At 73.7% G+C, this 23,266-nt stretch carries 22 protein-coding genes and 1 pseudogene; 18 read left to right on the top strand and 5 right to left on the bottom strand.

What is annotated here, in order from left to right; genetic code table 11:
* The first annotated feature begins 14 nt into the window (after positions 1-14).
* From ACQEU6_RS38560 to ACQEU6_RS38510, 11 genes are all read left to right on the top strand, one after another.
* Complete coding sequence (locus ACQEU6_RS38560) at positions 15-1,052, top strand: ketoacyl-ACP synthase III family protein (RefSeq protein WP_499338633.1); 1,038 nt, start codon at positions 15-17, stop codon at positions 1,050-1,052.
* A 184-nt stretch (positions 1,053-1,236) separates the two neighbouring features.
* On the top strand, positions 1,237-2,124 hold the full coding sequence (locus ACQEU6_RS38555) for a sulfotransferase (RefSeq protein WP_499338632.1): 888 nt from the start codon (positions 1,237-1,239) through the stop codon (positions 2,122-2,124).
* A gap of 1 nt (position 2,125) precedes the next feature.
* Complete coding sequence (locus ACQEU6_RS38550) at positions 2,126-2,899, top strand: SDR family NAD(P)-dependent oxidoreductase (protein WP_499338631.1); 774 nt, start codon at positions 2,126-2,128, stop codon at positions 2,897-2,899.
* Between the two features lie 17 nt (positions 2,900-2,916).
* Positions 2,917-3,756: a family 3 encapsulin nanocompartment shell protein gene (locus ACQEU6_RS38545; protein ID WP_499340491.1), complete on the top strand. Its 840-nt coding sequence runs from the start codon at positions 2,917-2,919 to the stop codon at positions 3,754-3,756.
* Entirely contained in the window at positions 3,756-4,598 is an 843-nt protein-coding gene (locus ACQEU6_RS38540) for a transketolase (protein ID WP_499338630.1), read from the top strand. Before ACQEU6_RS38545 ends, ACQEU6_RS38540 begins: the two co-directional genes overlap by 1 nt.
* Positions 4,595-5,605: a transketolase family protein gene (locus ACQEU6_RS38535; RefSeq protein WP_499338629.1), complete on the top strand. Its 1,011-nt coding sequence runs from the start codon at positions 4,595-4,597 to the stop codon at positions 5,603-5,605. Before ACQEU6_RS38540 ends, ACQEU6_RS38535 begins: the two co-directional genes overlap by 4 nt.
* Positions 5,580-5,747, top strand: a complete 168-nt coding sequence (lysW, locus tag ACQEU6_RS38530; RefSeq protein ID WP_258940458.1) for a lysine biosynthesis protein LysW — start codon at positions 5,580-5,582, stop codon at positions 5,745-5,747. The genes ACQEU6_RS38535 and lysW overlap by 26 nt, the downstream gene beginning before the upstream one ends.
* Positions 5,744-6,598 (top strand): lysine biosynthesis protein LysX, encoded by an 855-nt coding sequence (lysX, locus tag ACQEU6_RS38525; protein WP_499338628.1) that lies wholly within the window; start codon positions 5,744-5,746, stop codon positions 6,596-6,598. Before lysW ends, lysX begins: the two co-directional genes overlap by 4 nt.
* Positions 6,595-7,605 carry an N-acetyl-gamma-glutamyl-phosphate reductase gene (gene argC / locus ACQEU6_RS38520; protein WP_499338627.1) on the top strand — a complete coding sequence of 337 codons (1,011 nt, stop codon included), beginning with the start codon at positions 6,595-6,597 and terminating at the stop codon, positions 7,603-7,605. The genes lysX and argC overlap by 4 nt, the downstream gene beginning before the upstream one ends.
* Positions 7,606-7,631: 26 nt before the next feature.
* Entirely contained in the window at positions 7,632-8,420 is a 789-nt protein-coding gene (locus tag ACQEU6_RS38515; RefSeq protein ID WP_499338626.1) for a [LysW]-aminoadipate kinase, read from the top strand.
* Positions 8,417-9,448, top strand: a complete 1,032-nt coding sequence (locus ACQEU6_RS38510; protein ID WP_499338625.1) for a M20/M25/M40 family metallo-hydrolase — start codon at positions 8,417-8,419, stop codon at positions 9,446-9,448. Before ACQEU6_RS38515 ends, ACQEU6_RS38510 begins: the two co-directional genes overlap by 4 nt.
* A 192-nt stretch (positions 9,449-9,640) precedes the next feature.
* Here ACQEU6_RS38510 and ACQEU6_RS38505 read toward each other — a convergent pair whose 3' ends face one another.
* Entirely contained in the window at positions 9,641-10,651 is a 1,011-nt protein-coding gene (locus ACQEU6_RS38505) for a patatin-like phospholipase family protein (RefSeq protein ID WP_499338624.1), read from the bottom strand.
* Positions 10,652-11,155: 504 nt separating this feature from the next.
* Between ACQEU6_RS38505 and ACQEU6_RS38500 the strand changes: the two genes are divergently transcribed.
* The 5 genes and pseudogenes from ACQEU6_RS38500 to ACQEU6_RS38480 all read left to right on the top strand — a co-directional run bounded on the left by ACQEU6_RS38500 (position 11,156) and on the right by ACQEU6_RS38480 (position 14,106).
* On the top strand, positions 11,156-11,497 hold the full coding sequence (locus tag ACQEU6_RS38500; RefSeq protein ID WP_499338623.1) for an endo-1,4-beta-xylanase: 342 nt from the start codon (positions 11,156-11,158) through the stop codon (positions 11,495-11,497).
* 112 nt (positions 11,498-11,609) lie between these two features.
* On the top strand, positions 11,610-12,380 hold the full coding sequence (locus ACQEU6_RS38495) for a transposase family protein (RefSeq protein ID WP_499340490.1): 771 nt from the start codon (positions 11,610-11,612) through the stop codon (positions 12,378-12,380).
* A gap of 27 nt (positions 12,381-12,407) precedes the next feature.
* A pseudogene (locus ACQEU6_RS38490) lies at positions 12,408-12,587 on the top strand (endo-1,4-beta-xylanase); the annotation flags it as partial.
* Positions 12,567-12,941, top strand: coding sequence for a cellulose binding domain-containing protein (locus tag ACQEU6_RS38485; RefSeq protein WP_499340489.1), 375 nt, complete (start codon positions 12,567-12,569; stop codon positions 12,939-12,941). The pseudogene ACQEU6_RS38490 and the gene ACQEU6_RS38485, both read left to right, overlap by 21 nt.
* A 208-nt stretch (positions 12,942-13,149) precedes the next feature.
* Positions 13,150-14,106, top strand: a complete 957-nt coding sequence (locus ACQEU6_RS38480; protein ID WP_499338622.1) for a DUF5954 family protein — start codon at positions 13,150-13,152, stop codon at positions 14,104-14,106.
* A gap of 18 nt (positions 14,107-14,124) precedes the next feature.
* Here the strand turns inward: ACQEU6_RS38480 and ACQEU6_RS38475 are convergent, their stop codons facing one another.
* The gene (locus ACQEU6_RS38475) at positions 14,125-14,490 is read right to left on the bottom strand and encodes a hypothetical protein (RefSeq protein ID WP_499338621.1); all 366 of its coding nucleotides are present in this window, start codon (positions 14,488-14,490) and stop codon (positions 14,125-14,127) included.
* Positions 14,491-14,669: 179 nt separating this feature from the next.
* Between ACQEU6_RS38475 and ACQEU6_RS38470 the strand changes: the two genes are divergently transcribed.
* Positions 14,670-16,817 carry an ATP-binding protein gene (locus ACQEU6_RS38470; protein ID WP_499338620.1) on the top strand — a complete coding sequence of 716 codons (2,148 nt, stop codon included), beginning with the start codon at positions 14,670-14,672 and terminating at the stop codon, positions 16,815-16,817.
* Here the strand turns inward: ACQEU6_RS38470 and ACQEU6_RS38465 are convergent.
* From ACQEU6_RS38465 to ACQEU6_RS38455, 3 genes are read right to left on the bottom strand one after another with little or no spacing between them, the layout of a single operon-like run.
* Positions 16,747-17,277 carry a hypothetical protein gene (locus ACQEU6_RS38465; protein WP_499338619.1) on the bottom strand — a complete coding sequence of 177 codons (531 nt, stop codon included), beginning with the start codon at positions 17,275-17,277 and terminating at the stop codon, positions 16,747-16,749. The two genes, ACQEU6_RS38470 and ACQEU6_RS38465, sit on opposite strands and share 71 nt — an antisense overlap.
* Positions 17,277-18,518, bottom strand: a complete 1,242-nt coding sequence (locus ACQEU6_RS38460) for a hypothetical protein (protein WP_499338618.1) — start codon at positions 18,516-18,518, stop codon at positions 17,277-17,279. Before ACQEU6_RS38460 ends, ACQEU6_RS38465 begins: the two co-directional genes overlap by 1 nt.
* Positions 18,519-18,520: 2 nt before the next feature.
* Entirely contained in the window at positions 18,521-19,711 is a 1,191-nt protein-coding gene (locus ACQEU6_RS38455) for a hypothetical protein (RefSeq protein WP_499338617.1), read from the bottom strand.
* 233 nt (positions 19,712-19,944) lie between these two features.
* On the opposite strand from ACQEU6_RS38455, the gene ACQEU6_RS38450 reads away from it, so the two are divergent.
* On the top strand, positions 19,945-23,106 hold the full coding sequence (locus tag ACQEU6_RS38450) for an AfsR/SARP family transcriptional regulator (RefSeq protein ID WP_499338616.1): 3,162 nt from the start codon (positions 19,945-19,947) through the stop codon (positions 23,104-23,106).
* Positions 23,107-23,266 lie beyond the last annotated feature (160 nt).

Raw genomic sequence — 23,266 nt, 5'->3', positions numbered from 1 at the left:
CCGGAGGTCCGCACATGCGCTGCGACGGTCTGTTCCTCGCCGGGCTCGCCCACCGGCTCCCCGAGGCCGTGGACGTGGACGGCGCGGTGGACGGCGGCCGCTACGACGCCGAGGACCGGAAGGCCGACGCGTACGCCTCCGTCGCCGTCGCCGAGGACGAGGCCCCGCCCGAGATGGCGGCCGCGGCGGCGCGCCTCGCGCTGGACCGGTCCGGGATCGCGCCGTCCGGCGTCGCGCTCCTGCTGCACGCGTCGGCCTGGTTCCAGGGCGTCGACTACTGGCCGGCCGCCTCGTTCGTGCACCGGGAGGTGCTCGGCGACGACGGCCGGCGCGCGCCCGCGCTGGACGTCCAGCAGATGTGCGCGGGCGCCCTCGGCGCGCTGGAACTGGCCGCCTCCTACCTCGCCGCCGACGCCTCCCGCGCGTCCGCCCTGGTCACGACCGCGGACCGGTTCGCCGACCCGGGGTTCGACCGGTGGCGCGGGGACGTGCGCGGCATCGTCTACGGGGACGGCGCCGCCGCGGCGGTGCTCGCCCGGTCCGGCTTCGCCCGGCTGCTGGCCGTCTCGACGGTCGTCGACACCGCGCTGGAGGGCATGTACCGCGGCGACGAGCCGTTCGCCTCGGCCCCCGGCCGGCCGGTGGACGTGCGCGCCCGCCGCGCCGCGTTCGCCGCGCACGCGAGGCGGCCGGCGGGGAGCCTCGCGGAGCGGACCGCCTCGGGCCTGGCCGAGGCCGTCGGCCGGACGCTGGACGAAGCCGGGCTGAAGCTCGCCGACGTCTCCCGGTTCGCCTTCCCCAACGTCGGCCTGCACGTGCTGCGCACCCGGTACGCCGAACCGCTCGGCCTGGACGTGGAGCGCACCACCTGGGACTGGGGCCGCCGCACCGGGCACGTCGGCGCGGCCGACCAGCTCACCGCCCTGACCCATCTGGTCGAGACCGGGCGGGTGGGGCCGGGGGACCGGGTGCTGCTGGTCGGGATCGGCGCCGGCTTCGCCTGGACGTGCGCCGCCGTCGAGATCGCCGAGCGTCCCGCCTGGGCCCGCTGACGCGCGCGGATATTGCGGAGCGCTGGTCGATCCCGCCATCGCGACCGCGCTCTGTTATGTCATGACGTCACAAAATGCCGAATCAATCCTGTTTCACGCGTGATGGTTCCACTTTACGGAAGATCATGTTTTTATGTTCCCGACCAGCTTGTGCCGGTACACCCCAGAAGGTCGCGGTTTGCCAATGAAGGTGCTTTACATCACCGGTTGGTGTCGCAGCGGCAGCACCATGCTGGGCAACGTCCTCGCCGAGGTCCCGGGGATCGTGCACGTCGGCGAACTGCGTTTCCTCTGGCTGAACGGGGTTCTCGGAACGGGCAGCAACGGCCGGTGCGGCTGCGGCCTCGGCCACCGCGAATGCCCGTTCTGGTCCGCGGTGCTGGAGGAGGTCCGCCCGCCCGGGACGTCCCTCGAACGGCACGCCGCCGAGGTCGTCGCCTGGCAGGAGGCGTACCGGACCCGGCACACCTGGCGGGTGCTGCGCGAGCCGCCGCGGGGCGGGTGGCCGGACGCGCTCGCCGCCGCCTACCGCGCCGTCGCCCGGGTCTCGGGGGCGCGCGTCATCGTCGACAGCTCCAAGTTCGCCTCGGACGCCGCGCTGCTGGCCTCCCTGCCGGGCGTCGAGGGGCACTACGTCCATCTGATCCGCGATCCCCGCGCGGTGGCCTGCTCGTGGCTGCGTCCCAAGGCGTACACGGGCCGCCGTTCCGCGCTGAACAGCACCTGGCACTGGACCGGCTTCAACCTGGCCGCCGAGGCGGTCGGCCGCGCGCACCGGGACCGCTCGCTGCACATGCGCTACGAGGCCCTGGTCCGCAGCCCCCGCGCCGCCGTCGGCGCCGTCCTGGACCTGCTCGGCCACGCGGGCCCGAACCCCGTCGGCCCCGACGGGACGGTCGAGCTCGGCGGCAACCACACGGTCACCGGCAACCCGAACCGGTTCGGCCGCGGACGCACCCGGATCGAGGAGGACCGCAGGTGGCACGCCGCGCTGCCGCGCTCCCAGCGCTCCGCGACCACGCTCATGGCGCTCCCGCTGCTGCACCGGTACGGCTACGAGAAGAGGGTGTGACGTGGACCTCGGACTGAGCGGAAAGGTGGCCCTGGTCGCGGGCGGGTCGGCGGGCATCGGGCTCGCGATCGCCCGCGACCTGGTGCGCGAGGGCGCCGCGGTGTCGATCGCGGGCCGCGACCCCGGCCGGCTCGCCAAGGCGCGCGACGCGATCCGCGCGGATCTCGGCGCCGAGATCGGCACCCGCGCGCTGGACGTGCGCGACACCGAGGCGGCGCGGGCCTGGGTCGACGGCGCCGCGGCCGAGCACGGCGCCGTCCACATCATGGTCACCAACGCGGGCGGGCCGCCGGCGGGGCCGACCGGGGCGTTCGGCCCGGACGACTACCGCGCCGCGCTCGACCTCGGGATGGTCTCCCACATCGGGCTCGTGCAGGCCGCGCTGCCGCACCTGCGGGAGGCCGGCTGGGGCCGGGTCCTGATGGTCACCAGCGAGACGATCCGCGACCTCATCCCCGCGTTCGCGCTGTCGGGGATCGTGCGGACCGGGCTGGTCGGCTACGCCAAGACCCTCGTGCACGAGCTCGGCCCCGGGGACGTCACCGTCAACGTCCTCGCGCCCGGGTACACCGCGACGGACGCGCTGCTGTCCGGCATCACCGGCGAGCCCGGGGCCGAGACCGCCCGCGTCGCGCGGGAGGCGGGCATCCCGCTCGGCCGGGTCGCCCGCCCGGAGGAGGTCGCCGCGGCCGGGGTGTTCCTGCTGAGCGCCCGCGCGAGCTTCGTGACCGGCACCGTCCAGGTCGTCGACGGCGGCCGCTCCCTGGGGGTCTGACCATGCCCGACGTGTCCATGTCCGACGTGCGGATGATGCTGGACGATCCCGAGCTGACCCGGCGCAGCCCGGGCGAGGAGTTCGCGCTCGCCCACGCCCGGCACGGTCCGGACGCCGCGGTGGAGCTGCGCGCCTCCATCAGCGACCTGTTCCCGCCCGCCAAGCGCCGCCCCCGCCTCACCGTCCGGCACCTGCTGCGCAAGGCCGTCGTGGACGCCGACGAGGTCACGGTCTTCACCGAGCGGGCCGAGAACGCCTCGCCGGACGACACCGCCCCCGAGTGGGAGTTCGAGGTGGGCTCCGAGACCGTCCGGACGCAGGTCGTGCGGGCCTCGGTGCCGGCGCCCAAGGAGATCCTCGCCGATCCCGCCGCGCTCGCCGCGTTCGTCGACTACCGCCTGCTGGTACGGCTCGGCACGGCGGAGAACGACGTCCTGCTCAACGGCACCGGTCCGATCCAGGGCCTGCTGCGCGCCCCCGGCCTGCGGCGGCGTCCCGCCGACCCGGCGGACGGCGGTTCGGCGGCCCGGACGCTGCTGGCGACGGCGGCGCTGTGCGAGTGGTACGGCGGATCGGCGGACGGGATCGTCATGCATCCGGACGACTGGTGGCCGCTCGTGGAGGACGGCGCGTTCCTGGAGCGCCTCGCCGCGCAGGGCGTCAAGGTCAGCAGGACCCGCATGGTGCCCGCGGGCACGGCCCTGGTCGGCGACTTCACCGCCGCCGCGACGCTGCTGGACCGCCGGTCCTCCACGATCCGGCTGGACGGGGACGCGCTCGTGGCCGAGATCCGCGAGGGTCTCGCCGTCCACCTGCCCGGCCATTTCGTGCTCACCGCGCTTCCCGGCGGGCGCTGATGGGCGCGCCGGCACCGGCCGATCCGCCGGCGGCGGACCTGCCGGCGGTCGCCCACCGGGTCCGCGAGCACATCGTGCGGATGTGCGCGGGGCCGGAGGGCGGCCACCTCGGCGGGTCGATGTCGCTGGTGGAGATCCTCACCCTGCTGTACTTCGAGGTGATGCGGGTCGATCCGCGCCGCCCCGCCGCGCTGGATCGTGACATCTTCCTCCTCAGCAAGGGGCACGGCGCGATGTGCCTGTACGCGGTGCTGGCCGAGCGCGGGTTCTTCCCCGTCGCGGAGCTGGCGGAGTACTCCCGGCCGGGCAGCAGGCTGATGGGCCACCCGGTCCGCGCGGTGCCCGGCGTGGAGATGCCCACCGGGTCGCTCGGGCACGGGCTCGCGCTCGCCAACGGGTTCGCCGTCGCCGACCGGGGCCGCCGCTGCTTCGCCGTCCTCGGGGACGGCGAGCTCCAGGAGGGCGCGGTCTGGGAGGCGGCCATGGCCTCGGCCGCGCTCGGCCTCGGCAACCTGACGGCCGTCGTCGACCGCAACCGCCTCCAGATCACCGGCCCCACCGAGGACGCGGTCGGGCTGGAGCCCCTCGCCGACCGCTGGCGCAGCTTCGGCTGGACGGTGCGCGAGGCGGACGGCCACGACTTCGGCGCGCTGCGCGAGGCGCTCGCCCCGGGCGGCGCCGGGGACGGGCCGCCGGTGGCGGTCATCGCCCGCACCGTCAAGGGGCGCGGCCTGCCGTCGCTGGAGGCCGAGACGCGCAGCCACTACGCGAGGCTGAGCGGGCGCCAGGCCGAGCGGTCCCTGGCCGTGCTCCAGGCCCGGCGCCGGCGGGCCGTCTCATGACCGCCGACGGCGCCCGCGAGACGGCCCGGCCGCGCTCCGCGCGTGAGGTGTACCGCGACCTGCTGCCGGAGCTGATGCGCGCCGACGACCGGCTGTACTGCCTGGACAGCGACACCGGGCTGTTCGACGCCGCCGCCTTCGCCGGGGTCCCGGGCCGTTACCTCAACCTCGGCATCGCCGAGCACAACCTGATGGGCACGGCCGCGGGCCTGGCCGCCAGCGGGAACGTCCCGTTCGTCACGACGATGGCGACCTTCGCCGCCACCCGGGCGCTGGAGGCCATCAAGATCGACATCGCGTACAACGCGCTGCCGGTCCGCATCGTCGCCACCCACGGCGGGCTGGCCGCCGGGCATCTCGGCCCGACCCACCACGCGCTGGAGGACCTGGCCGTCATGCGGGCGCTGCCCGGCTTCACCGTGGTCGTCCCCGGCGACGCGGGGCAGGCGGGCGAGGCCGTCCGGCAGGGCGCGGCGCTGCCCGGCCCCGTCTACATCCGGCTCGGCCGCTCGGCCACCCCCGGCCTGGACGGCGCCGCGCCCGGGGACGGCCCGTTCGAGATCGGGCGGGCGCAGTGGCTGCGGCGCGGCGGGGACGTGGCGATCGTCGCCTGCGGGCCGCATCCGGTGCTGGCCGCGACGCGCGCCGCCGACCGGCTCGCCGGGCGGAGCGTGCGGGCCGCCGTCCTCAACCTGCACACGCTGCGCCCGCTCGACGTCGCGGCCGTGGTCGCGGCGGCCGAGGGCGCCGCGGGCGTCGTCACCGTCGAGGAGCACTGGCGCTCGGGCGGCCTCGGCGGCGCCGTCGCCGAGACCCTGGCCGAGCACGCGCCCGCCCGGGTGGCGCGGGTCGGCATGCCCGACACGTTCGCCGAGCGCGCGGGCGGCCAGGAGGACCTGCTCGACCGGTACGGCATCACGGCGGGCGCGGTCGTCGCCGCCGCGCTGGACCTGACCGGCGGAACCCACGGAGGTGGCACGCATGACCCAGACCTGTCCCGAGTGTGAGGGCCCGGTCCAGCTCGCCGAGCCGGTCCGGCTCAGCGAGATCGCGCAGTGCGCCGACTGCTCCAGCGAGCTGGAGGTGGTCGGCCTGGACCCGGTGGCCCTCGCGCTCGCCCCCGAGATCGAGGAGGACTGGGGCGAGTGAGGCCGGTGGCCGTGCTGGCCTCCCGGGTGCGGTACGAGGAGAAGCGCGTCTTCGCCGCGCTGGAGCGCCGCGGGGTGCCGTACGCGCACCTGGACACCCGCCGGTTCAGCGCCGAGCTCGGCGGCCGGGCGGCGGAGGGCGGGCCGCGCTACGCGGCGGCGCTGAACCGGGAGATCTCCCACAGCCGCGGCCTCTACGCGTCGATGATCCTGGAGGCGCGCGGGGTGCCGACGGTCAACCGGTCGGAGGTGATCGCCGTCTGCGGCGACAAGCTGCGCACCTCGCTGGAGCTGGAGCGCGCCGGCGTCCCCGCCCCGCGCACGGCGGTCGCGCTCACCCCGGAGGAGGGCGCCGAGGCCGCCGAGCGGCTGGGCTTCCCCGTGGTGATCAAACCGCTGACGGGGTCGTGGGGACGGCTCGCGGCGGCGGTGCGCGACCGGGAGGCGGCGCGGACCGTCCTGGAGCACCGGGCCGCCCTGCCCTCCCCGCTCCAGCACATCGTCTACCTCCAGGAACTCGTCGACAAACCGGGACGCGACATCCGGGTGATCGTGGCCGGGGACACGGCGGTGGGCGCGACGTACCGCTACGCGGACGGCTGGCGCACCAACGCCGCCCGGGGCGCCCGCTCCGAGCCCTGCCCGCTCACGCCCGAGCTGGTCGAACCGGCCCTGCGGGCCGCGCGGGCCGTGGGCGGCGGCGTCCTCGGCGTCGACCTGATCGAGGGGCCCGAGGGGCCGCTCGTCCTGGAGGTCAACCACAACGTCGAGTTCCGCGGCTTCCAGGACGCGCACGGCGAGGACGTGGACGTCGCGGACGCGATCGTCTCCCACGTGCTGGAGGCGGCGTGATCCGGGCGAGCGTCATGGGCGCCGCCGGGTACCTCGGCGGCGAGCTGCTGCGGCTGCTGATCGGCCATCCGGGGACGGAGGTCGCGCACGCCGTCTCGACCCGGTTCCCCGGCCGCCGCGTGGACTCCGTCCACCCCAACCTGCGGGCCCGGACCGACCTGCTGTTCAGCGCCCCGGAGGACCTCGACGCCTGCGACGTGCTGCTGATGGCGACCCCGCACAAGACCACCATGAGCCTGCTGCCCGGGCTGCGGGAGCGGGCCGGGACGGTCATCGACCTGTCGGGCGACTTCCGCGACCCCGACCCCGCCGTCTACGAGCGCTACTACGGCGTCCCGCACACCGCGCCCGAACTGCTCGGCGCGTTCGTCCCCGGCGTCCCCGAACTGTTCCGCGCGGAGCTGGCCGAGGCCGACCTCATCAGCGTGCCCGGCTGCATGGCCACCGCGGCGATCCTCGCGCTGCACCCCCTGACCGGGCTGATCGGCCCGGACGTGCAGATCGACGCCCGCACCGGGTCCAGCGGGTCGGGCGCGCTCGCGGGCGACGCCAACCTGCACGCCGAACGCAGCGGCGCGCTGCGGGTGTTCGCCCCGGTGCGGCACCGCCACGAGGCGGAGGTGGCGCGGCTGACCGGGCTGAACGTGAGGATGACCGCCACCGGGGTCGAGGCCGTGCGCGGGGTGCAGGCCGTCTGCCACGCCACCGCCGCCGGGGCCGACGAGCGGGCCGTCCGCCGGGCCTACCGCGAGCGCTACGCCGGCGAGCCGTTCGTCCGGATCGTCGCGCACCGCACGGGGACGCACCGGCTCCCCGACCCGAAGCTGCTGTCCGGGTCGAACTACTGCGACGTCGGCTTCGCGGTGGACGGCGACCGGATCACCGCGATCGCCGCGCTGGACAACCTGGTGAAGGGCGGGGCGGGCGCCGCGGTGCAGTGCCTGAACATCCGCACCGGCCGGCCCGAGACCCTCGGCCTGGGGTTCCCCGGCCTGCACCCGGTCTGATGGGGACCGGTCCGGGAGGAATCGTCGTGGTGAAGTGCGGCGGCGCGCTGCCCGCCGAGACGGTGTGCGCCGACCTCGCCGGGCTCGCGGGCCGGGCCGTCCTCGTGCACGGCGGCGCCGCCGACGTCGACCGGCTCGCCGCGGACCTCGGCGTCCCCGCCCGCACCCTCGTCTCGCCGAGCGGCGAGACCAGCCGCCACACCGACCCGGCCATGCTGGACGTGCTCACGCTGGCGCTCGCCGGGCGGGTCAAGCCGCGGCTGCTGCGCGCCCTGGCCGCCGCCGGCGTCCCGGCCGTGGGACTGACGGGGCTGGACGGCGGGCTGCTGCGGGCACGGCGCAAGCCCGCGCAGCGCACCGTGCGCGACGGCCGCACCGCCATCGTCCGGGACGACCACAGCGGGCGACTCACCGCCGTCCGGCCGCGGGTGCTGAACGCGCTGGTCGGCGCCGGGTTCGTCCCGGTGGTGTCGCCGCCCGCGCTGGGCGAGGACGGCGCGCCGGTGAACGTGGACGCCGACCGGGTCGCGGCGGCGGTCGCGGGCGCGCTGCGCGCCGAGCGGCTGATCCTGCTGACCGCCGCGCCGGGCGTGCTGCGCGACGCCTCCGACGAGCACTCCCTGCTCGACCGCTGCCCGCTCCCGCGCGAGGGCCCCGTCCCCCACGCGGCGAGCGGCGGCATGCACCGCAAGCTCATCGCCTCCCGCGAGGCCCTGCTCGCGGGCGTCCCCCGGGTGTCGGTCGGCGACGGCCGGATCCCCCGCCCGGTCACCGCGGCCCTGAACGGCGCCGGCACGACCTTGGAGATCTCATGAGCGGCCCCGTCGACCTGCTGCACGCCATGGTGTCGATCCCCTCGCCGTCCGGCGGGGAGGACGAGCTGGCGCGGTATCTGGAGAAGGTCATGAACGACCTCGGCATGGCCGCGGGGCGTGACGAGGCCGGCAACGTGATCGGGGACATCGGCACCGGTCGGGGGCCGGTGGTGATGCTGCTCGGCCACCTCGACACCGTCGACCGGCCGCTGCCGGCGCGGCGCGAGGGCGGGCGCCTCGTCGGCCGGGGCGCCGCCGACGCCAAGGGGCCGCTCGCCGCGATGATCAGCGCGGCGGCGGCGCGGCCCTCGTTCCCCGGCACGCTGCGGGTCGTGGGCGCGGTCGAGGAGGAGCGGCTGTCGCGCGGCGGCGAGCACCTGGCGCGCACCGTCCCCGCGCCGGACGCGCTGCTGGTCGGGGAGCCGAGCGGCTGGTCGCGGGTCGTGCTCGGCTACAAGGGCAAGATCGACGTCGGGTACCGGGTGACCCGCGCCGCGACGCACTCCACCAACCCCGCCGCCAAGGCCACCGAGGTCGCGGTGGCGTTCTGGCACGACCTGCTGGAGGCGCTCGGCCCCGAGCGCGACCACGGCGCGTTCGGGCTGCCCGCCGCCACCCTGCGCGGCGTCCACGGCGATCCCACCGAGGCCCGGCTCGACGTCGACTGCCGCGTCCCGCCCGGGTACGACGCCGAGGCCCTGGCCGCGCGGCTGCGCGCCCGCGCGAACGGGGGCGAGGTCACGATCGTCCGGCACGTCCCGGCGGTGCGCCGCGGGCGGGCCGACCCGGTGGTGCGGGCGGTGTCGGCCGCGATCCGGCGGCACGGCGGGACGCCGCGGCCCACCCTCAAGACGGGCACCTCCGACATGAACACCGTCGCGCCGCACTGGGACGTGCCCATGGCGACGTACGGGCCGGGCGACAGCTCGCTGGACCACTCCGACGAGGAGCACATCGAGATCGCCGAGTTCCTGACGGGCGTGGACGTGCTCACCACCGCCCTCGACGAGCTGGCCGCCGCGCTCTGAGCCCTCCGCGGGCGGGGCTCAGCGGACCGGCGCGCCGGCCGCGGCGGTGAAGGGGCGGCGCCCGCCGGGCACGCCGGTCCGGGGCTCGCCGCCGCTCTCGTGGCGGAAGGCGAACGGGAGGCCGGCCGCCGCCTGGGTCAGCGGCGGGTGGCCGCCAGATCAGAAGCGGTGGTGCGGGCGCTCGACGAACCCTCAGTCGGGGGCCGGGCTCGCGAGGGGGCGGGGCGTCCGGTGGCGCGCCAGGTAGGCGGGGTGGTCCCAGCCGTCCAGGAAGCGGGCCGCGGCCTCGCGGCCGGCCGCGTAGAGACGGTCGCGGGCCGCGTCGTCGAGATCGAAGTCGGTCGCGAGGACGTCGCCGGTGTCGGCGAACATGGTGCGGGCCACGATGGCAGGTTCGTCCATCTGCTCCCGGTCGTGCGCCTCCGCCATCGTCGAGACGAGTGCGCGCCCGTAGCCGACGGGACCGCGGGCGGCGCGCCACTGCGGGAAGACGCCCCCGGGGAGGGGTCGGGCCGACAGTTTCACCCCGAACGTCGGCCAGCGGGGCTCCCGGTCCTCCCGGTCGAAAATGGTGATCGGGTAGTTGGAGAGCATCCCGCCGTCCACCTGGACGCAGGCGCGGCCGTCTTTCCGGCAGACGCGGCACGGCCGGAAGAACACCGGAATGGACGCCGAGGCGCGCACCGCGTCCGCGACGGACTGCTCGTCGGGGTCCAGCCCGTACCGTTCGTAGTCCCACGGCAGGCGCACCATTCGGCCGCTGCTGATGTCGGAGACCACGACCACGAGTTTGTAGGCGTGCCGCGGCGGGAGCGCGGAATCGGGATCGCGCAGTTTCAGCTGCCCGAACGTCTCGACCCCGCATTCCCTCAGGTGCGACGAGATCCACCGGTGCAGGGCGTCGCCCTTGTGCAGCCCGAGCGTGGTGAGCAGGGACAGGCCGCGGACGACGGCGAAGCGCGAGCCGTCCCGGAACGACCGGTAGTCGAGTTTCCGCATGGTGTCGACCATGTCCGGGACCGGCATCCCGGCCGCGAGCAGCGATCCGACGATCGCGCCGGCGGACGTCCCGGCGACGCGGGCCGGGGCCCCGAGCCGGTACCCCCGCGCCTGCGTCTCGGCGATCGCGCCGACCAGCGCGACGCCCTTCACGCCGCCGCCCTCCAGCACGAGGTCGGCGCGCGGAGTCGCCGAAGAGTCCATCGATCTCCCTTCCGCCGCGGAGCCCGCCGGGCGCCGCGGTCCACTTTTTCAGGGCAGGAGAAAACGACCGACAGGCGATTGCATTTCCGTTTCCCCCTACCTGGAGAGATGCCCTGTCGATCACCTGTTCAACGGCCTGCGGCGCGCTTTTTTCGCCTATTTTCGCGATCAGGAATACGTCTGATTCAGGTGCGATTCCGATCACCTGCCGACGACGGTGTCGCGAGCGCCGCACCGCCTCGGGCGGCCGGGTCGAAACCTTTCGACAAACGATCTCGACTCCGACCGCAGGTCAGCCGCGGGGACCTTTGAAAAGCGATGAAAGAACGTTGACGCCCGGGGGTCCTGGGGTTACTTTCCAGTCGGCCGTCGAAAGAATGGCGAAACTTTTCGAAGGTCCTCGCCCCCATCCCAAGGAGAGACCATGAGGAGAGCACTCATCGCGCTGCTCGGCGCGGGCGCACTGCTCCTGGCGGTGCTGGTGGCCCTCGCACTCCCCAGGGCATGAAGATCCGCGGGCACACCCTCGTGTGGCACAGCCAGCTGCCGGGCTGGGTCGGCGGCATCTCCTCGCGAGACGACCTGCTGAGCGCGATGCGCACCCATGTCGCGCGGGAGGCCGGCCACTTCGCGGGCGAGATCGCCTACTGGGACGTCGTCAACGAGGCCTTCCAGGACGGGTCCGGAGCGCGGCGCGACTCGGTGTTCCAGCGCGTCATCGGCGACGGCTACATCGAGGAGGCGTTCCGGGCGGCGCGCTCGGCCGACCCCGCCGCCAAGCTCTGCTACAACGACTACAACATCGACGGCCAGAACGCGAAGAGCAATGAGGCAATTCCAACCTGAGCCTGCAGGTCACGGGCTGGTTGCGGACGGCAGATAGGCGCCCGTAAAGAGTGAAGCTCCTGCTAGATGAGGTTGTCGACCAAGATCAACCTTGTCCGCGCAGGAGCTTCATGTGCTTTTCTACCGTGCCGCGCTCGATCTGTCGCGCCAGACCCTTACGTTCGTGGCCCGGCTGGTGCGCGAGCGCCGCCGCCAGATCGGAACGCGGTGGCGAGTGCTGGGCCCGGACCGCCAAGCGCTGCTGGTGCTGGTGCATCTACGCCGCAACGAACCCTTCGCCCGCCTGGCCGCCGCGTTCGGCGTCGGGGCCGCCACCGCACACCGGTATGTGACCGAGGTCGTGGAACTGCCCGCCGAACAGGCACCCGACCTGCGCGAAGCCCTCCGGATCGCACAGCGCAAGGCCTACGTCATCCTGGACGGCACCCTCATCGCCACCGACCGCCTGTCGGGCGAGAACGATCGGCTGTTCTACTCGGGCAAGCACCGGCGGCACGGAGTGAACGTCCAGTTCCTCACCGATCCGCACGGCGAACTGATCTGGGCGTCCCCGGCGCTGCCGGGATCGACCCATGATCTGACCGCCGCCCGTCACCACGGCATCGTCGCCAGCCTGACCGCGCGAGCGATCGCCTGCTACGCCGACAAGGGATACGTCGGCGCCGGCGGCGCGATCGGCACGCCGTACAAACGGCGCAAGCACCGCACACTGGGCAAACCCAAGAAGCTGTTCAACCGGCATCACGCCCAAGTCCGTGCCCAGGGCGAGCGGGGCGCTGCCACGCTCAAGAACTGGCACATCCTGCGCAAGGCCCGCTGTTCACCCAGCAGACTGACCGCCATCGTCCAGGCCATCCTCACCCTCCACCACCAGGCCAACTGAAGATGGAATGGGCTCAATGCCGTCTACGCCATGGTCAAGGACTTCAAGGCGCGCGGCGTCCCGATCGATTGCGTGGGCCTTCAGGCGCACCTGACGCTGGGGGGCGTCCCGTCCGACATGCAGGCCAACATGCCGCGCTTCGCCGACCTGGGCGTGGACGTCCACATCACCGAGCTGGACATCCGCATGACCACGCCCGCCTACGCCGCGTCACTCGAAGCCCTCGGCGGCACGGACCCGGGCGAGCCGGGCGAGCCGGGCGCCGTCACCTGCACCTACGCGCGCACCGCGCAGTGGAACACGGGCTTCAACGGCCAGGTGACCATCAAGGCGGGCGCCGGTGCGGTCAGCTCGTGGACGGCCGTTCTGACGATGGGCTCGGGCCAGCAGGTCAGCGGCCTGTGGAACGGGACCCCGAGCACGAGCGGCGACGTCGTCACGGTGAAGCCGGCCGGCTGGAACGCCGCTCTGGCGCCGGGGGCGTCCACCTCGTTCGGGTTCACCGTCAACGCCCCGGGCGGGAACCAGGCGGCCCCGTCCGTCACGTGCGGCACTCCCTGAGTCCCGCGCCGGACGGCCCGCTGGAAACCTCTGCCGCGCGTCCACGACGGACGCTTCGCCCCCCATCCGGACGATATGAAAGTCGTTATCACCCTCACCGAATAGGTCCTCGAATAAACCCCACAAATACCCTCAAGATCGAATCTTTCCGGCGTTCGAATACGGGAAAAGCCGTGCGGGCGGTGCCGCATCCGGCCAGGATGCGGGCATGACCTTCCCGCTGATGCAGGGGTACGACCACATCAACGTGGTGGCTCGGCTCGATCCGGTCGCGGACGTCCGGGACCGGGAACTCGGCGAGCGGATTCTGCGGTATCCGAAGCTCTTTCCCGCAGGATCCCCCGAATTCGGTTACGCGGTGCAGTTCGGGAAAGAATGGCGGATCGGGTCGCTGGGCGCGGACGGCCCGGCCACCGCCCGCTACAACCTCGCCATCGACCTGCGCACCACCGCCGCGCGGGAGACCGACCCTCCGACCGTCCGGGCGATGCTCGCCGCGGCCGCGCGGCTCGATCCCGAGGAGGGCGAGCAGCTCGCCAAGGACGAGTGGGAGATCGGCGACCGCCGCTACCGCGTGGTCCGGGTGGAGAAGTTCATCCTGCTCGGCGACCGGGTGATGGAGCCGCCCCGGTCCACCGACGCCGACCTCGCCGCCGACGGGCTCCTGCGCGACCACCTGCTCGACCCGCCGGCGCCGTGCGGCCGGTGGGAGGCGCAGCTCCGGCTGAACCTCGTCGGGCGGCTGCCGGTCACCGGCAGCGTCCCGGACATGATCCGCACCGAGGCGCGGCACGCGGTCCGCACGCACCCGGGAGTCGTCCTGCTCCCGCCCGCCTTCATCGCGGTGGAGGTCGACGGCGAGGCCTGGGCCCCGCTCACCGGCGGCGACGACCCGGAGGAGGCCCGCGACCGGCTGGCGCGCCACTTCACCGACCTGATGCCGAGGCTCCGCGAGTTCCAGGGCGACCCCGCGTCCGACGCCGAGCTCGCCGAGTGGACCGCGATCGCCGACGGCGTCCGGGCGACGACGGGCCACGTGTTCCGCGTCCGCGGCCGCGAGTTCCGCACCGTCCGCGTCTGCCGCATGCTCCGCCTGGGCCGCGACGGACCCGAGGCCCCCCGCCCCTCCGACCAGGACCGCTACGGCCTCCCCGCCTTCGGCTGACCGCGCCGGGAGGAGGCGTCAGCCGATGTTCAGGTCACCGTGGACGTCCCTGAGCTGGATCACCTTTCCGGCCTGGCCGTTGAGCACGTTGACCACGCCGTCGTCCGTCGCGGCGGCGTTGGTCTGGGCCTGGTTCCAGAGGTTCCGCAGCTCCGTGCCGAACTCGGGGTCCTCGGCCATGAGGCGCTGGACGGCGCCCGCGAGGCGGTCGATCCGGTCGGGAGCCGGATCGCCGGCCGCCCGCGCCAGGGCCTCCTCGTCGTCCGGACGTCCGCGGAACCGTTCCCGGACGCGCCGGGAGAGTTCGGCGACGGCGGCACGGACCGGTTCTCCGGCGATTTCGACGGCCTTGCCCGCCATCGCGGTCGCGACTGCGACGGTCATCGGATCTGTCACCCTCACAGTTCATCACGACGACCCCGGCAATCCAATTACCGAATCCGGCATTGCTCGCTGAATTTTCCTGGCCGCAATGGCAATTAATGGCGTTCCAGAACGGCGAGGTACCTTGAAGAGTGGATCGGGCGCGAATCCCCTCGTCCGCCATGGCATGGGATGGATCGATGGTGCAGTCTCCCGACGAACGGGACCGGTGGGCCAACGAACTGACCGGAACGATAGCGGGTTCCAGCGTCCAGGCGGGTTCCATCGCCGGCGGCGTCCACATCACCATGCCGGGGAGCGCGTCCCTTCCCGCTCCGGCGCAGCTGCCGCCGCCCGGGCTGTTCGCCGGCCGCCACGATGAGATGGCGGAACTGCGCGCCCTCGCGGGGCGGCAGGGGCTCGTCGTGATCACTGGTGCGGGCGGCGTGGGGAAGACCACGCTGGCCCTGCACTGGTTGCACGAGCTGAAAAGCGATTACGAGGGTCAGTTGTTCGTGGACCTGCGCGGATTCTCCGGAGCCGATCCGCTTCCCCCGGACGAGCCGCTGGAACGCTTCCTGCGGGCGCTCGGCGCCCTCCCGGAGAACATCCCTGCGGGCATCGACGAGCAGGCGGCGCTGTTCCGGTCCATGACCACGGGAAGCCGCCTCATCGTCCTTCTCGACAACGCGGTCTCCGCGGCCCAGGTCAGGCCGCTGCTCCCCGGCGCGGGCGGGTCGCTGGTCGTGGTCACCTCCCGGCGGCGCCTGTCGGGGCTCGTCGTGGACGGCGCGCGCTTCGTGGACGTCGATCCGCTCGGCGTGACGGGTGCGCTGGAACTGCTGGAGCGCCTGATCGGCGCGGACAGGATCAGGGCCGAACGCGAGCACGCCCGATCGCTCGTGGCTCTCTGCGGGACGCTGCCGCTGGCGGTCTGCGCGTCGGGCGCCCGCCTGGCCGCCCGGCGGCGCTGGCCGCTCGCCCGCGCCGTCGCCGAGCTCGGCGACGAGGCACGACGCCTGTCGGCCCTGCGCACCGGAGAGGGGGACATCTCGGTGGACGCCGTGTTCAACACGTCCTACCAGGCGCTCGACGAAGCGCAGGCCCGCGCGTACCGGCTCCTCGGCTCCCACCCCGGGCCCGACTTCGACGCGGCGGCCGCCGCGGCCCTGATCGGAACCGATGAGGACCGCGCCGCGGAACTGCTGGACGGCCTGGTGGACGCCAGCCTCCTGCTGGAGACCGAGACCGAGCGCTACCGGTTCCACGACCTGGTCCGGCTGCATGCGCGGGACAAGGCCCGCGAACCGGCGGCGGTGTCCGGCCGGGAAGCCGCGCTGGCCCGGCTGGCCGACCGGTACCTGACGACCGCCGTCACCGCCGACCTGCTCCTGATGCCCACGCGATGGCATCTGGGTGACCGCTACGCCTCCGGTCAGCGGAACGAGGCGCTCACCGACCGCCCCGCGGCGCTGGCCTGGCTCGAACGGGAGCGGGAGAACCTGGCCGCCGCGGCGCGGGAGGCGCACGAGATCGGGCTCCATTCGGTCGCGTGGCAGCTCTGCGAGGCGATGTGGCCGCTGTTCCTCCATCGCAAGCACTACCGAGCGTGGATCCGGACGTACGAGCTCGGGCTCACCGCCGCGCGGAGCTGCGACGACCAGCGCGCCCAGGCGCGGATGCTGGAGGGGCTCGGCGTGGCCTGGCTCAACCTCCAGGACATGGAGGCCGCCCGGGACCGGTACGAAGCCGCACTCGTGCTGGAACGACGGACCGGTCACCGGCTCGGCGAGGCGGCGGCGCTGGAGGGGCTCGGCATCGTCGCCCTCGCCGCAGGCGATCTGGTTTCGGGGGTCGGCCTGTTCACGGAGGCGCGGGACGTGCACACCGTGCTCGGCCGCCCGCGCGGCATCGCGCTGATGGACCGCCACATCGGCGAGGCCCTCAGCGCGGCGGGGCGGCACGACGAGGCCGACGCGGTGCTGACCAGTGCGCTCGACACGTTCACGCGGCTCGACGAGCCGTACCACCAGGCCAGGACCCTGACCTGTCTCGGCCGGGCGCGCCTGGCGGCAGGCCGACCGGACGAGGCCGCCGACGCGTTCCGCGCGTCCCTCGGCGTCGCCCGGGAGTCGGGCGCCCGCCACGTGGAGGCCGGTGCGTTGCAGGATCTGGCCCGGGTGGCCGCGCACCGGGGCGCGGCGGCGGACGAGCGCCGCCACCTGGAGCAGGCGCTCGCCATCTACACCGAACTCGGCTCGCCGCAGGCCGCACCGGTCAGAGCGCGGCTCGGCGATGATCCATCCGGGCCGTCGGAGCCGCCCCGGCCGCCGCAGGGCGAACCCTGACCCGCGCGACGGCACCGCCTCGGACCACGGTGAGGTGGGTGACCGCGCCGAGCGGACGGCCCGCGACGATCCAGGCGTGCACCGCCGACGCGTACGCCGACGCGTCCTCGTCCGTGCACCTCCGGCCGAGGACCGGGACGAGTCGCGCCGACCAGCCGCCCGCCGCGAGGAGGCATCCTCGCCCGGTGTTCACGGCCGCCACCAGGCACCCCGGAAAGGCGGCCCGATGCCCGGCCGGCTCGCCCGCGGCACGGACGATCACGTCTGCGCAGGCCAGCACGTCCCGGGACGCCTCGTCGGGCCCCGCCACCAGGTGCTCGTCGAGCGGCGTCCGGGACGGCGCGCCGCCACGTCCCGGAACACGCTCCAGCCCGAGCGTCCGGCCGCCGACCAGCACCCGCGGCGTTCCCGCGTCCGAGGAGCCGGCCGGACCGTCCCAGACCCGGACCAGCGCGGCCATCACGCCGCCCGCATGCGGCCGGCGGGCGGGCACGGCGCCGGCACGGGTAAGACGTCCGGCGGGCGCGCCCGGTCCGGGAGCCGCATCAGCCGGTACATCTCGGACCGGATCAGGCGGGCCGCCTCTCCCGGCCGGGAACTCAGGTCCCGGCGCATCTCGTCGTGGACCCGCCCGGTGAAGGCGTGCGCGGCCTCACCGAGCTGGGGGACGAGCGGCCGGTTCCAGTCGACCCGCGGAGCGACCGCGCCGAGCCGGGCGGTGTGCGTCCCCGGCGCCACGCTGTCGTCCGGGAACGTGCCGAGAAGCACCGGCACGCCCAAGGCGGCGCCGTAGTAGCTCACCGAGCCGTGGTCGCCGATCACCCGGTCCGCGGCCACCAGCGCCGCGCGCCACCCCTCCTCCGGCGGCAGCAGCCGGACGCCGAGCCGTGTGCAGTCCGTGTGCCAGGACAGCACCTGCCTCCTGCCGTACCAGGACCAGATGTGCGGGTGCAGTGCCGCGACGATCTGGTACCGGTCGCGCGGCAGCTCGGACGCCAACCGCAGGAGCACGTCGGGGTGCGCCCCGAACAGCGAGTCCCGGTCCCAGGTGGAGCTGACGAAGACCAGCCGCCGGTCGCGCCGGACGCCGAGCGCCCGCCGGTACGCCTCGCGGTGGGGCAGGCTCGCCGTCAGCCTGTCCAGGCAGGGGTCTCCGCACACGAAGGCGACCGGCCGCGCCTCCGGGCACTCGTGGTCGAGCATCCTCAGATGCCGCTCGTGTGCCAGGGCCATCGACGAGGGCACGACCCGTCCCGCGACGACGATCCGCTCCCTGATCAGGCCCGTGACAGGTCGTGCCGCGGGCGGGCCGGCGCCCCGCAGGCGACCGAGCAGCTTGCCGGGGCCCGCCCCGTGCAGGAGCGTCATGACGGGCCCGTGCAGGTTCTCCAGCCGCCCGTGACTCGCCGCCACGACAAGGTCGAACCTGGTCGTGACCGCCTGCCGCCACGGGAGCACCAGCCCGCCGAGTTCCCGCAGATGCGCGTCCAGCCCGCCGGTGAAGATCGACGACGGTGCGGCGGTGTAGGCGACCGCCACCCTCCGGTCGGTCTCCAGCAGCGGCATGACGTCCGCCAGCCGCGTCGCCGCGGTCAGATGGTGCGCGACCGCGAGGACGCTGCGCTGCGCCGGCATCGTCGATCCTCTTGCGGCGTCGAGTCCGAAGGGGCCCGGCACCCACGTGTCGCTCGTGCCGTCCATGCTCAGCCTCCCTGGCAGGCGTCGATCGGATGGTCGGCCGGGCACTCGATGCGGAACGGCGGCGAGACCGGGTCCGCGACGGGGATCGTGGCCGGCTGCGGCAGGCGCAGGAGCCCGTACATCGTGCGGCGGATCGCGCGGTCGAACCGCCCCGGCTCCGAGGTGATCCGCCTGACCACGGCTTCGGCGTGGTCGGGCCGCCATCGCGCCGCCGCTTCGGTCAACTGCTCAAGGACCGGACGGTGCCCCGTCAGCCGGAGACCGCACGCGGCCTGGAGCGCGCAGTCGTGCGCCGCCGCGGGAGCCGTCGCGTCGGTGAGCAGCACCGGGACACCGGTGATCGTGCCGTACCGCGTCACCGGTCCCGGGGCGCCGATGATCCAGTCCGCGGCGACGAGGGCCGCGCGCCAGTCGGCCTCCGGCGGCAGGAGCCCGAGACCGTTCCGCAGGTCGGCCGCGCTCGCCCCGCCGGTACACGGGTGGGGTCCCGGCTCGTAGAGGCCGAGGACCTGGTGGCCGGCGGGCGTCAGTTCGGCGAGCAGGCGCTGCACAAGAGTCCCCGTCCCGCAGCGGACACTCGCGCAGCGGCCCCCCAGGGCCGCGGCCGGAAGCGCCACGACGACGAGCTTGCGTCCCCGGCTCACCCCGAGCGCACGCCGGTAGAAGTCGCGGAACGGGAGGCTCGCGACGATCCGGTCGTGGACGGTGTCGCCGACCACGACCACCTTCGCGGCCACCCTGGCCTCGTCCAGCATCCGGCGGTCCCTCTCATGGGCGCAGGCGAGGACCACCGGCCCTCTGCCGTCTCGCGCGAGCGCCGGACGGGGTGCGCGTCCCGCGTCCAGCCCCGGAAGCACGATCATCGGCGCCGACGGTCCCCGCCCGGGCGCGGGGGACGCGGCGACCACCAGGGCGAAGTCGCCGGCCCTCGCCTCGCGCCAGGGCAGCGGAACGGTGCCCGCGTCCCTGAGGAGCGCGTCGGCCGCGGCCTCGGACGGGCCCGGGAGCGCCGTGAAGAGCACCCGCAACCGCGGATCGGCGCCCGCCAGTCGCGCCACGTCCAGGGCGGGCTGGCCGAGTTCGGGCGAGCCCACCACCATGAGCACGGTGCGCCGGTCCCCCAGGCCGCCCCACCAGCCGACATCGAAGCGGCTCAGGGCCCGGCGCCATTCGAAACCCATTGTCCCCGTCAACGAACCCCCTTTGACCTTGGATGTTGTCATCCGTTCCTCCGTCGCGGATCGGAAATGATCCGCCCTCCGGAATCGAGTGTCGATCGGGGAACTTGACGAAAGCTTGCAGTCGGCCTGACTCGATAAGTGGGGACTGCCCCTGATGGCCATGTGAACTATGACCAGAACTCTGGTCATACCGCCCTCTCGATGCAAAAATCGCCTCAGGAGGACATTTCCACAAAGGGGCGCCGGTGGAGTTCCGTGTCATAGGCCCCGTTGAGCTGTGGATCGACGGCCAGCGGCGCGACCTCGGAACGACCAAGGAGCGGTGCGTGCTCGCCGCGCTCTTGTTGACTCCGCGGCAACCCGTACCCGCTGAGATTCTCATACGGCGGGTATGGGGCGATACCCCGCCCGCCAAAGCCCGGCAGGGTCTCCACTCCTATATGACGCGTTTGCGGCATCGACTCGAAGGAGCCGAGGGCGCCGCCCTGGTGTCCCGGCAGGGCTCCTATCTGATCGACGTCGCAGACGAATCGGTCGATCTGCACCGGTTCCGATTGCTTCGCGACCAGGCACGGGCGATCGCCGAGAGCGGCGACGACGAGTACGCCCTGGACCATCACCGCAGGGCGGCTGCGCTCTGCCGCGCCGAACCGCTCGCCGACCTGACCGGCGACTGGGCCGAGCGCACCCGCCACGTCCTGGAGCAGGAGCTGCTCGCCGCCGCCTTCTACCGCATCGATCTGGAACTCCAGCGCGGCAACCACGCCGATCACGTCCGCGAACTCTCGGACCTCACCGAACGGCACCCGCAGGACCAGCGGCCCGTCGAGCGGCTGATGGTGGCCCTGTACCGGTGCGGCCGGCAGGCCGAGGCACTGGAGGTGTACCGGCGCACCCACGACCTCCTCGTGGAGGAGTCCGGGACGGATCCGGGCCCGGGGCTCCGGCAGCTCCAGCAGCGCATCCTGCGGTCCGATCCCGCGCTGCTGCGCGTCCCCGGCACCCAGTTGAGCGTCGACCGGCGTCCGCACAACCTGCCTCATGACCCGCGGGTGTTCGTCGGACGCGACGAGGAGCTCCGCCAGCTCCTCGACATGGTGCCGGCCGTCCGGGACCAGGCGCCCGACGGCTCACCGGGCGCGTCCACGGTCACCGTCATCACCCTCGACGGAATGGCCGGCGTCGGCAAGACGACGCTCGCCGTCCGCCTCGCGCACCGCCTGGCCGATCGCTTCCCCGACGCGCACATGTTCCTCTCCCTGCACGCGCACGATCCCCGGCAGAAGCCACTGGAACCCGCGGACGCGCTCGACACCCTGCTCCGGATGATCGGACTCCCGGCGACCCGGGTGCCCCGGGCGCTGGACGAGCGGGCCGCGCTGTGGCGGTCCCAACTGGCGGCGAGCCGGGCGATCCTCGTCCTGGACGACGCCACCGGCTACGACCAGGTCAGGCCGCTCCTGCCCGCGTCCGCCGGGTGCCTGGTGATCGTGACCAGCCGCCGGCGGCTGACCGGACTCCACGACTCCTGGCCGCTGTCCCTGGACGTCCTGCCGGTCCGGGACGCCACGGACCTGTTCACCGGGATCGCTGGGGCCACACGCGCGGAGGCCGGCGACGACGTCGCGGAGGTGGTCGAGCTCTGCGGGCGGCTGCCGCTCGCGGTGGGCATGGCGGCGAGCCGCCTGCGGCACCGCCGCGCGTGGAGCACCCGCGACCTGCTCGCCCGGCTGATCCCCGACGACCGCAGACTGGACGAGCTGCGGGACGAGGGACGCGAGATCACCACCGTGTTCGAGGTCTCCTACCGCGGGCTTCCCGTCCCGCTCCGGGACGCCTTCCGCGCCTTCGGGCTGCACCCCGGCCCCGATCTGACGGCCCACGCCGCCGCCGCCGCGCTCGCCCGCCCGGTCCGGGAGGCCGAGCGGATCCTGGAGGAGCTCCTCGACCGCCACCTGATCGTCGAGCCGGTCGGCGGCCGCTACCGCTTCCACGACCTCGTGCACGACTACGCCCGCCGCCTCACCCGCGAGACCGATCCGGACGAGGAGCGCCACCGCACCCTCCACCGGATCCTCGACTTCTACCTCGCCGCCGCCGAGCGGGCCGACCGGCTGCTCTTCCCCCACCGCCTCGTCCGCGACCCGCTTCCGCTCCCCGCGCCACCGGAACTCCGGTCGCCCGCGGACGAGGCGGAAGCCGTCGCCTGGTTCACCGCCGAGCACCACTGCCTGCTGAACGCCGCCGCCGAAGCCGACCGCGTCGGGCTGCCCGGCCACGTCACCGCGCTCGCACGCGCCCTCGCCGGATACCTGGAGTCACAGGGGCACTGGGACACGGCGGAACGGCTCCACTCCCGCGCGATCGGCGCCCTCCACGACGCGGACGACCGGCCCGGACTCGGCCGCGCGTTGTCGGACCGCAGCCTCGTCCGGTTCCGCAGCGGCGAGTACGACGGCGCCCTGGACGACGCCGGAAATGCGCTGACGGTCTTCCGGTCGATCGGCGAGCGGCACGGCGAGGCCAACATCCTCGATCACATCGGTCTCATTCACTGGCATCGCTCCCGCTTTTCCGAGGCGCTCGCCCACGTCGAGGAGGCGCTCGCCATCTACCGGTCGTTAGGCGACCGGCGAGGCGAAGCGACGAACCTCGACCACACCGCGATATTCCTGGAGTACAAGGGCCGGTACCGGGAGGCCGAGCGACTGCGCCTGCGGGCCCTGGCCATCTTCACCGAGATCGGGGACCCGCGCGGCCGGACGATGGCCCTCAACAACATGGGCGACCTCATGCTCCGCATGGGCGCCGTCGACCGGGCGGTGGACTACTACGGGAGGACGGCCGCCGCGGCGGCGGAACTCGGGCCCCAGCATCGGGCCATCATGCTCATCAACCTCGCCAATGTGAGCAGGCACACGGGCCACCATGACACGGCCCTGGAGAACTACCGGAAAGCGCTTGCTCTGGCGATGGAACTGGGCGACCGGCGAACCCAGGTCGAGACACTGATCGGCATCGGCGCCACGTTTCACAATATCGGCCGATTCGGGGAATCCCTCATCCACCATGAACGGGCGCTGGCGATCTCACGGTCCATCAACGAGCGGTACGAGGAGACGCTCGCCCTCCGTCACCTGGGCGAGACGCTGACGGCGTCCGGCCGGTACCCGGCCGCCGTCGACCACCTCCAACGCGCCCGCGACCTCGCCGCCCGCATCGGCGTGCCGGACGAGATCGGCAAGACGCTGGAGAGCCTCGGCAACGCCTTCCTGCACCTCCAGGGCCGCGACAAGACCCGGGCCTTCTGGCAGGAAGCCGCACAGATCTTCGACACGCTCGACCTGCCCGAGGCTGAGATTCTCAAAAACCGCCTCCGTCACCTCGACGAGGCCACGGGGACATAAGGATTGATCCTCGCACTAGATTACCGATAGCTCCAAGTCACACGAAAACCCGACATAGGACCCATTGGCAGATTGATCGCTCGACTTGCCGATCAATCACCCCGTCCTGCCCTCGACCCCCTATACTTTCCTTACGACCCCGAGGAACCCTCGGATTCAT

Origin of the sequence: Spirillospora sp. CA-108201 (genome assembly GCF_050936235.1) — a bacterium.
Taxonomy (GTDB): domain Bacteria; phylum Actinomycetota; class Actinomycetes; order Streptosporangiales; family Streptosporangiaceae; genus Spirillospora.
Note: the sequence above shows the minus strand (reverse complement) of the source record. Positions and strands in the feature narration are given on the sequence as shown.

Excerpts from the sequence above, each read along its gene's own strand:
- ACQEU6_RS38485 (WP_499340489.1), top strand. The coding sequence starts at position 12,567 with ATGACCACGCCCGCCTACGCCGCGTCACTCGAAGCCCTCGGCGGCACG.
- ACQEU6_RS38555 (WP_499338632.1), top strand. The coding sequence starts at position 1,237 with ATGAAGGTGCTTTACATCACCGGTTGGTGTCGCAGCGGCAGCACCATG.
- ACQEU6_RS38500 (WP_499338623.1), top strand. The coding sequence starts at position 11,156 with ATGAAGATCCGCGGGCACACCCTCGTGTGGCACAGCCAGCTGCCGGGC.
- ACQEU6_RS38460 (WP_499338618.1), bottom strand. The coding sequence starts at position 18,518 with ATGGACGGCACGAGCGACACGTGGGTGCCGGGCCCCTTCGGACTCGAC.
- ACQEU6_RS38510 (WP_499338625.1), top strand. The coding sequence starts at position 8,417 with ATGAGCGGCCCCGTCGACCTGCTGCACGCCATGGTGTCGATCCCCTCG.
- ACQEU6_RS38540 (WP_499338630.1), top strand. The coding sequence starts at position 3,756 with ATGGGCGCGCCGGCACCGGCCGATCCGCCGGCGGCGGACCTGCCGGCG.
- ACQEU6_RS38480 (WP_499338622.1), top strand. The coding sequence starts at position 13,150 with ATGACCTTCCCGCTGATGCAGGGGTACGACCACATCAACGTGGTGGCT.
- ACQEU6_RS38535 (WP_499338629.1), top strand. The coding sequence starts at position 4,595 with ATGACCGCCGACGGCGCCCGCGAGACGGCCCGGCCGCGCTCCGCGCGT.
- ACQEU6_RS38560 (WP_499338633.1), top strand. The coding sequence starts at position 15 with ATGCGCTGCGACGGTCTGTTCCTCGCCGGGCTCGCCCACCGGCTCCCC.
- ACQEU6_RS38475 (WP_499338621.1), bottom strand. The coding sequence starts at position 14,490 with ATGACCGTCGCAGTCGCGACCGCGATGGCGGGCAAGGCCGTCGAAATC.
- ACQEU6_RS38465 (WP_499338619.1), bottom strand. The coding sequence starts at position 17,277 with ATGGCCGCGCTGGTCCGGGTCTGGGACGGTCCGGCCGGCTCCTCGGAC.
- lysW (WP_258940458.1), top strand. The coding sequence starts at position 5,580 with ATGACCCAGACCTGTCCCGAGTGTGAGGGCCCGGTCCAGCTCGCCGAG.
- ACQEU6_RS38545 (WP_499340491.1), top strand. The coding sequence starts at position 2,917 with ATGTCCGACGTGCGGATGATGCTGGACGATCCCGAGCTGACCCGGCGC.
- ACQEU6_RS38505 (WP_499338624.1), bottom strand. The coding sequence starts at position 10,651 with ATGGACTCTTCGGCGACTCCGCGCGCCGACCTCGTGCTGGAGGGCGGC.
- ACQEU6_RS38470 (WP_499338620.1), top strand. The coding sequence starts at position 14,670 with ATGGTGCAGTCTCCCGACGAACGGGACCGGTGGGCCAACGAACTGACC.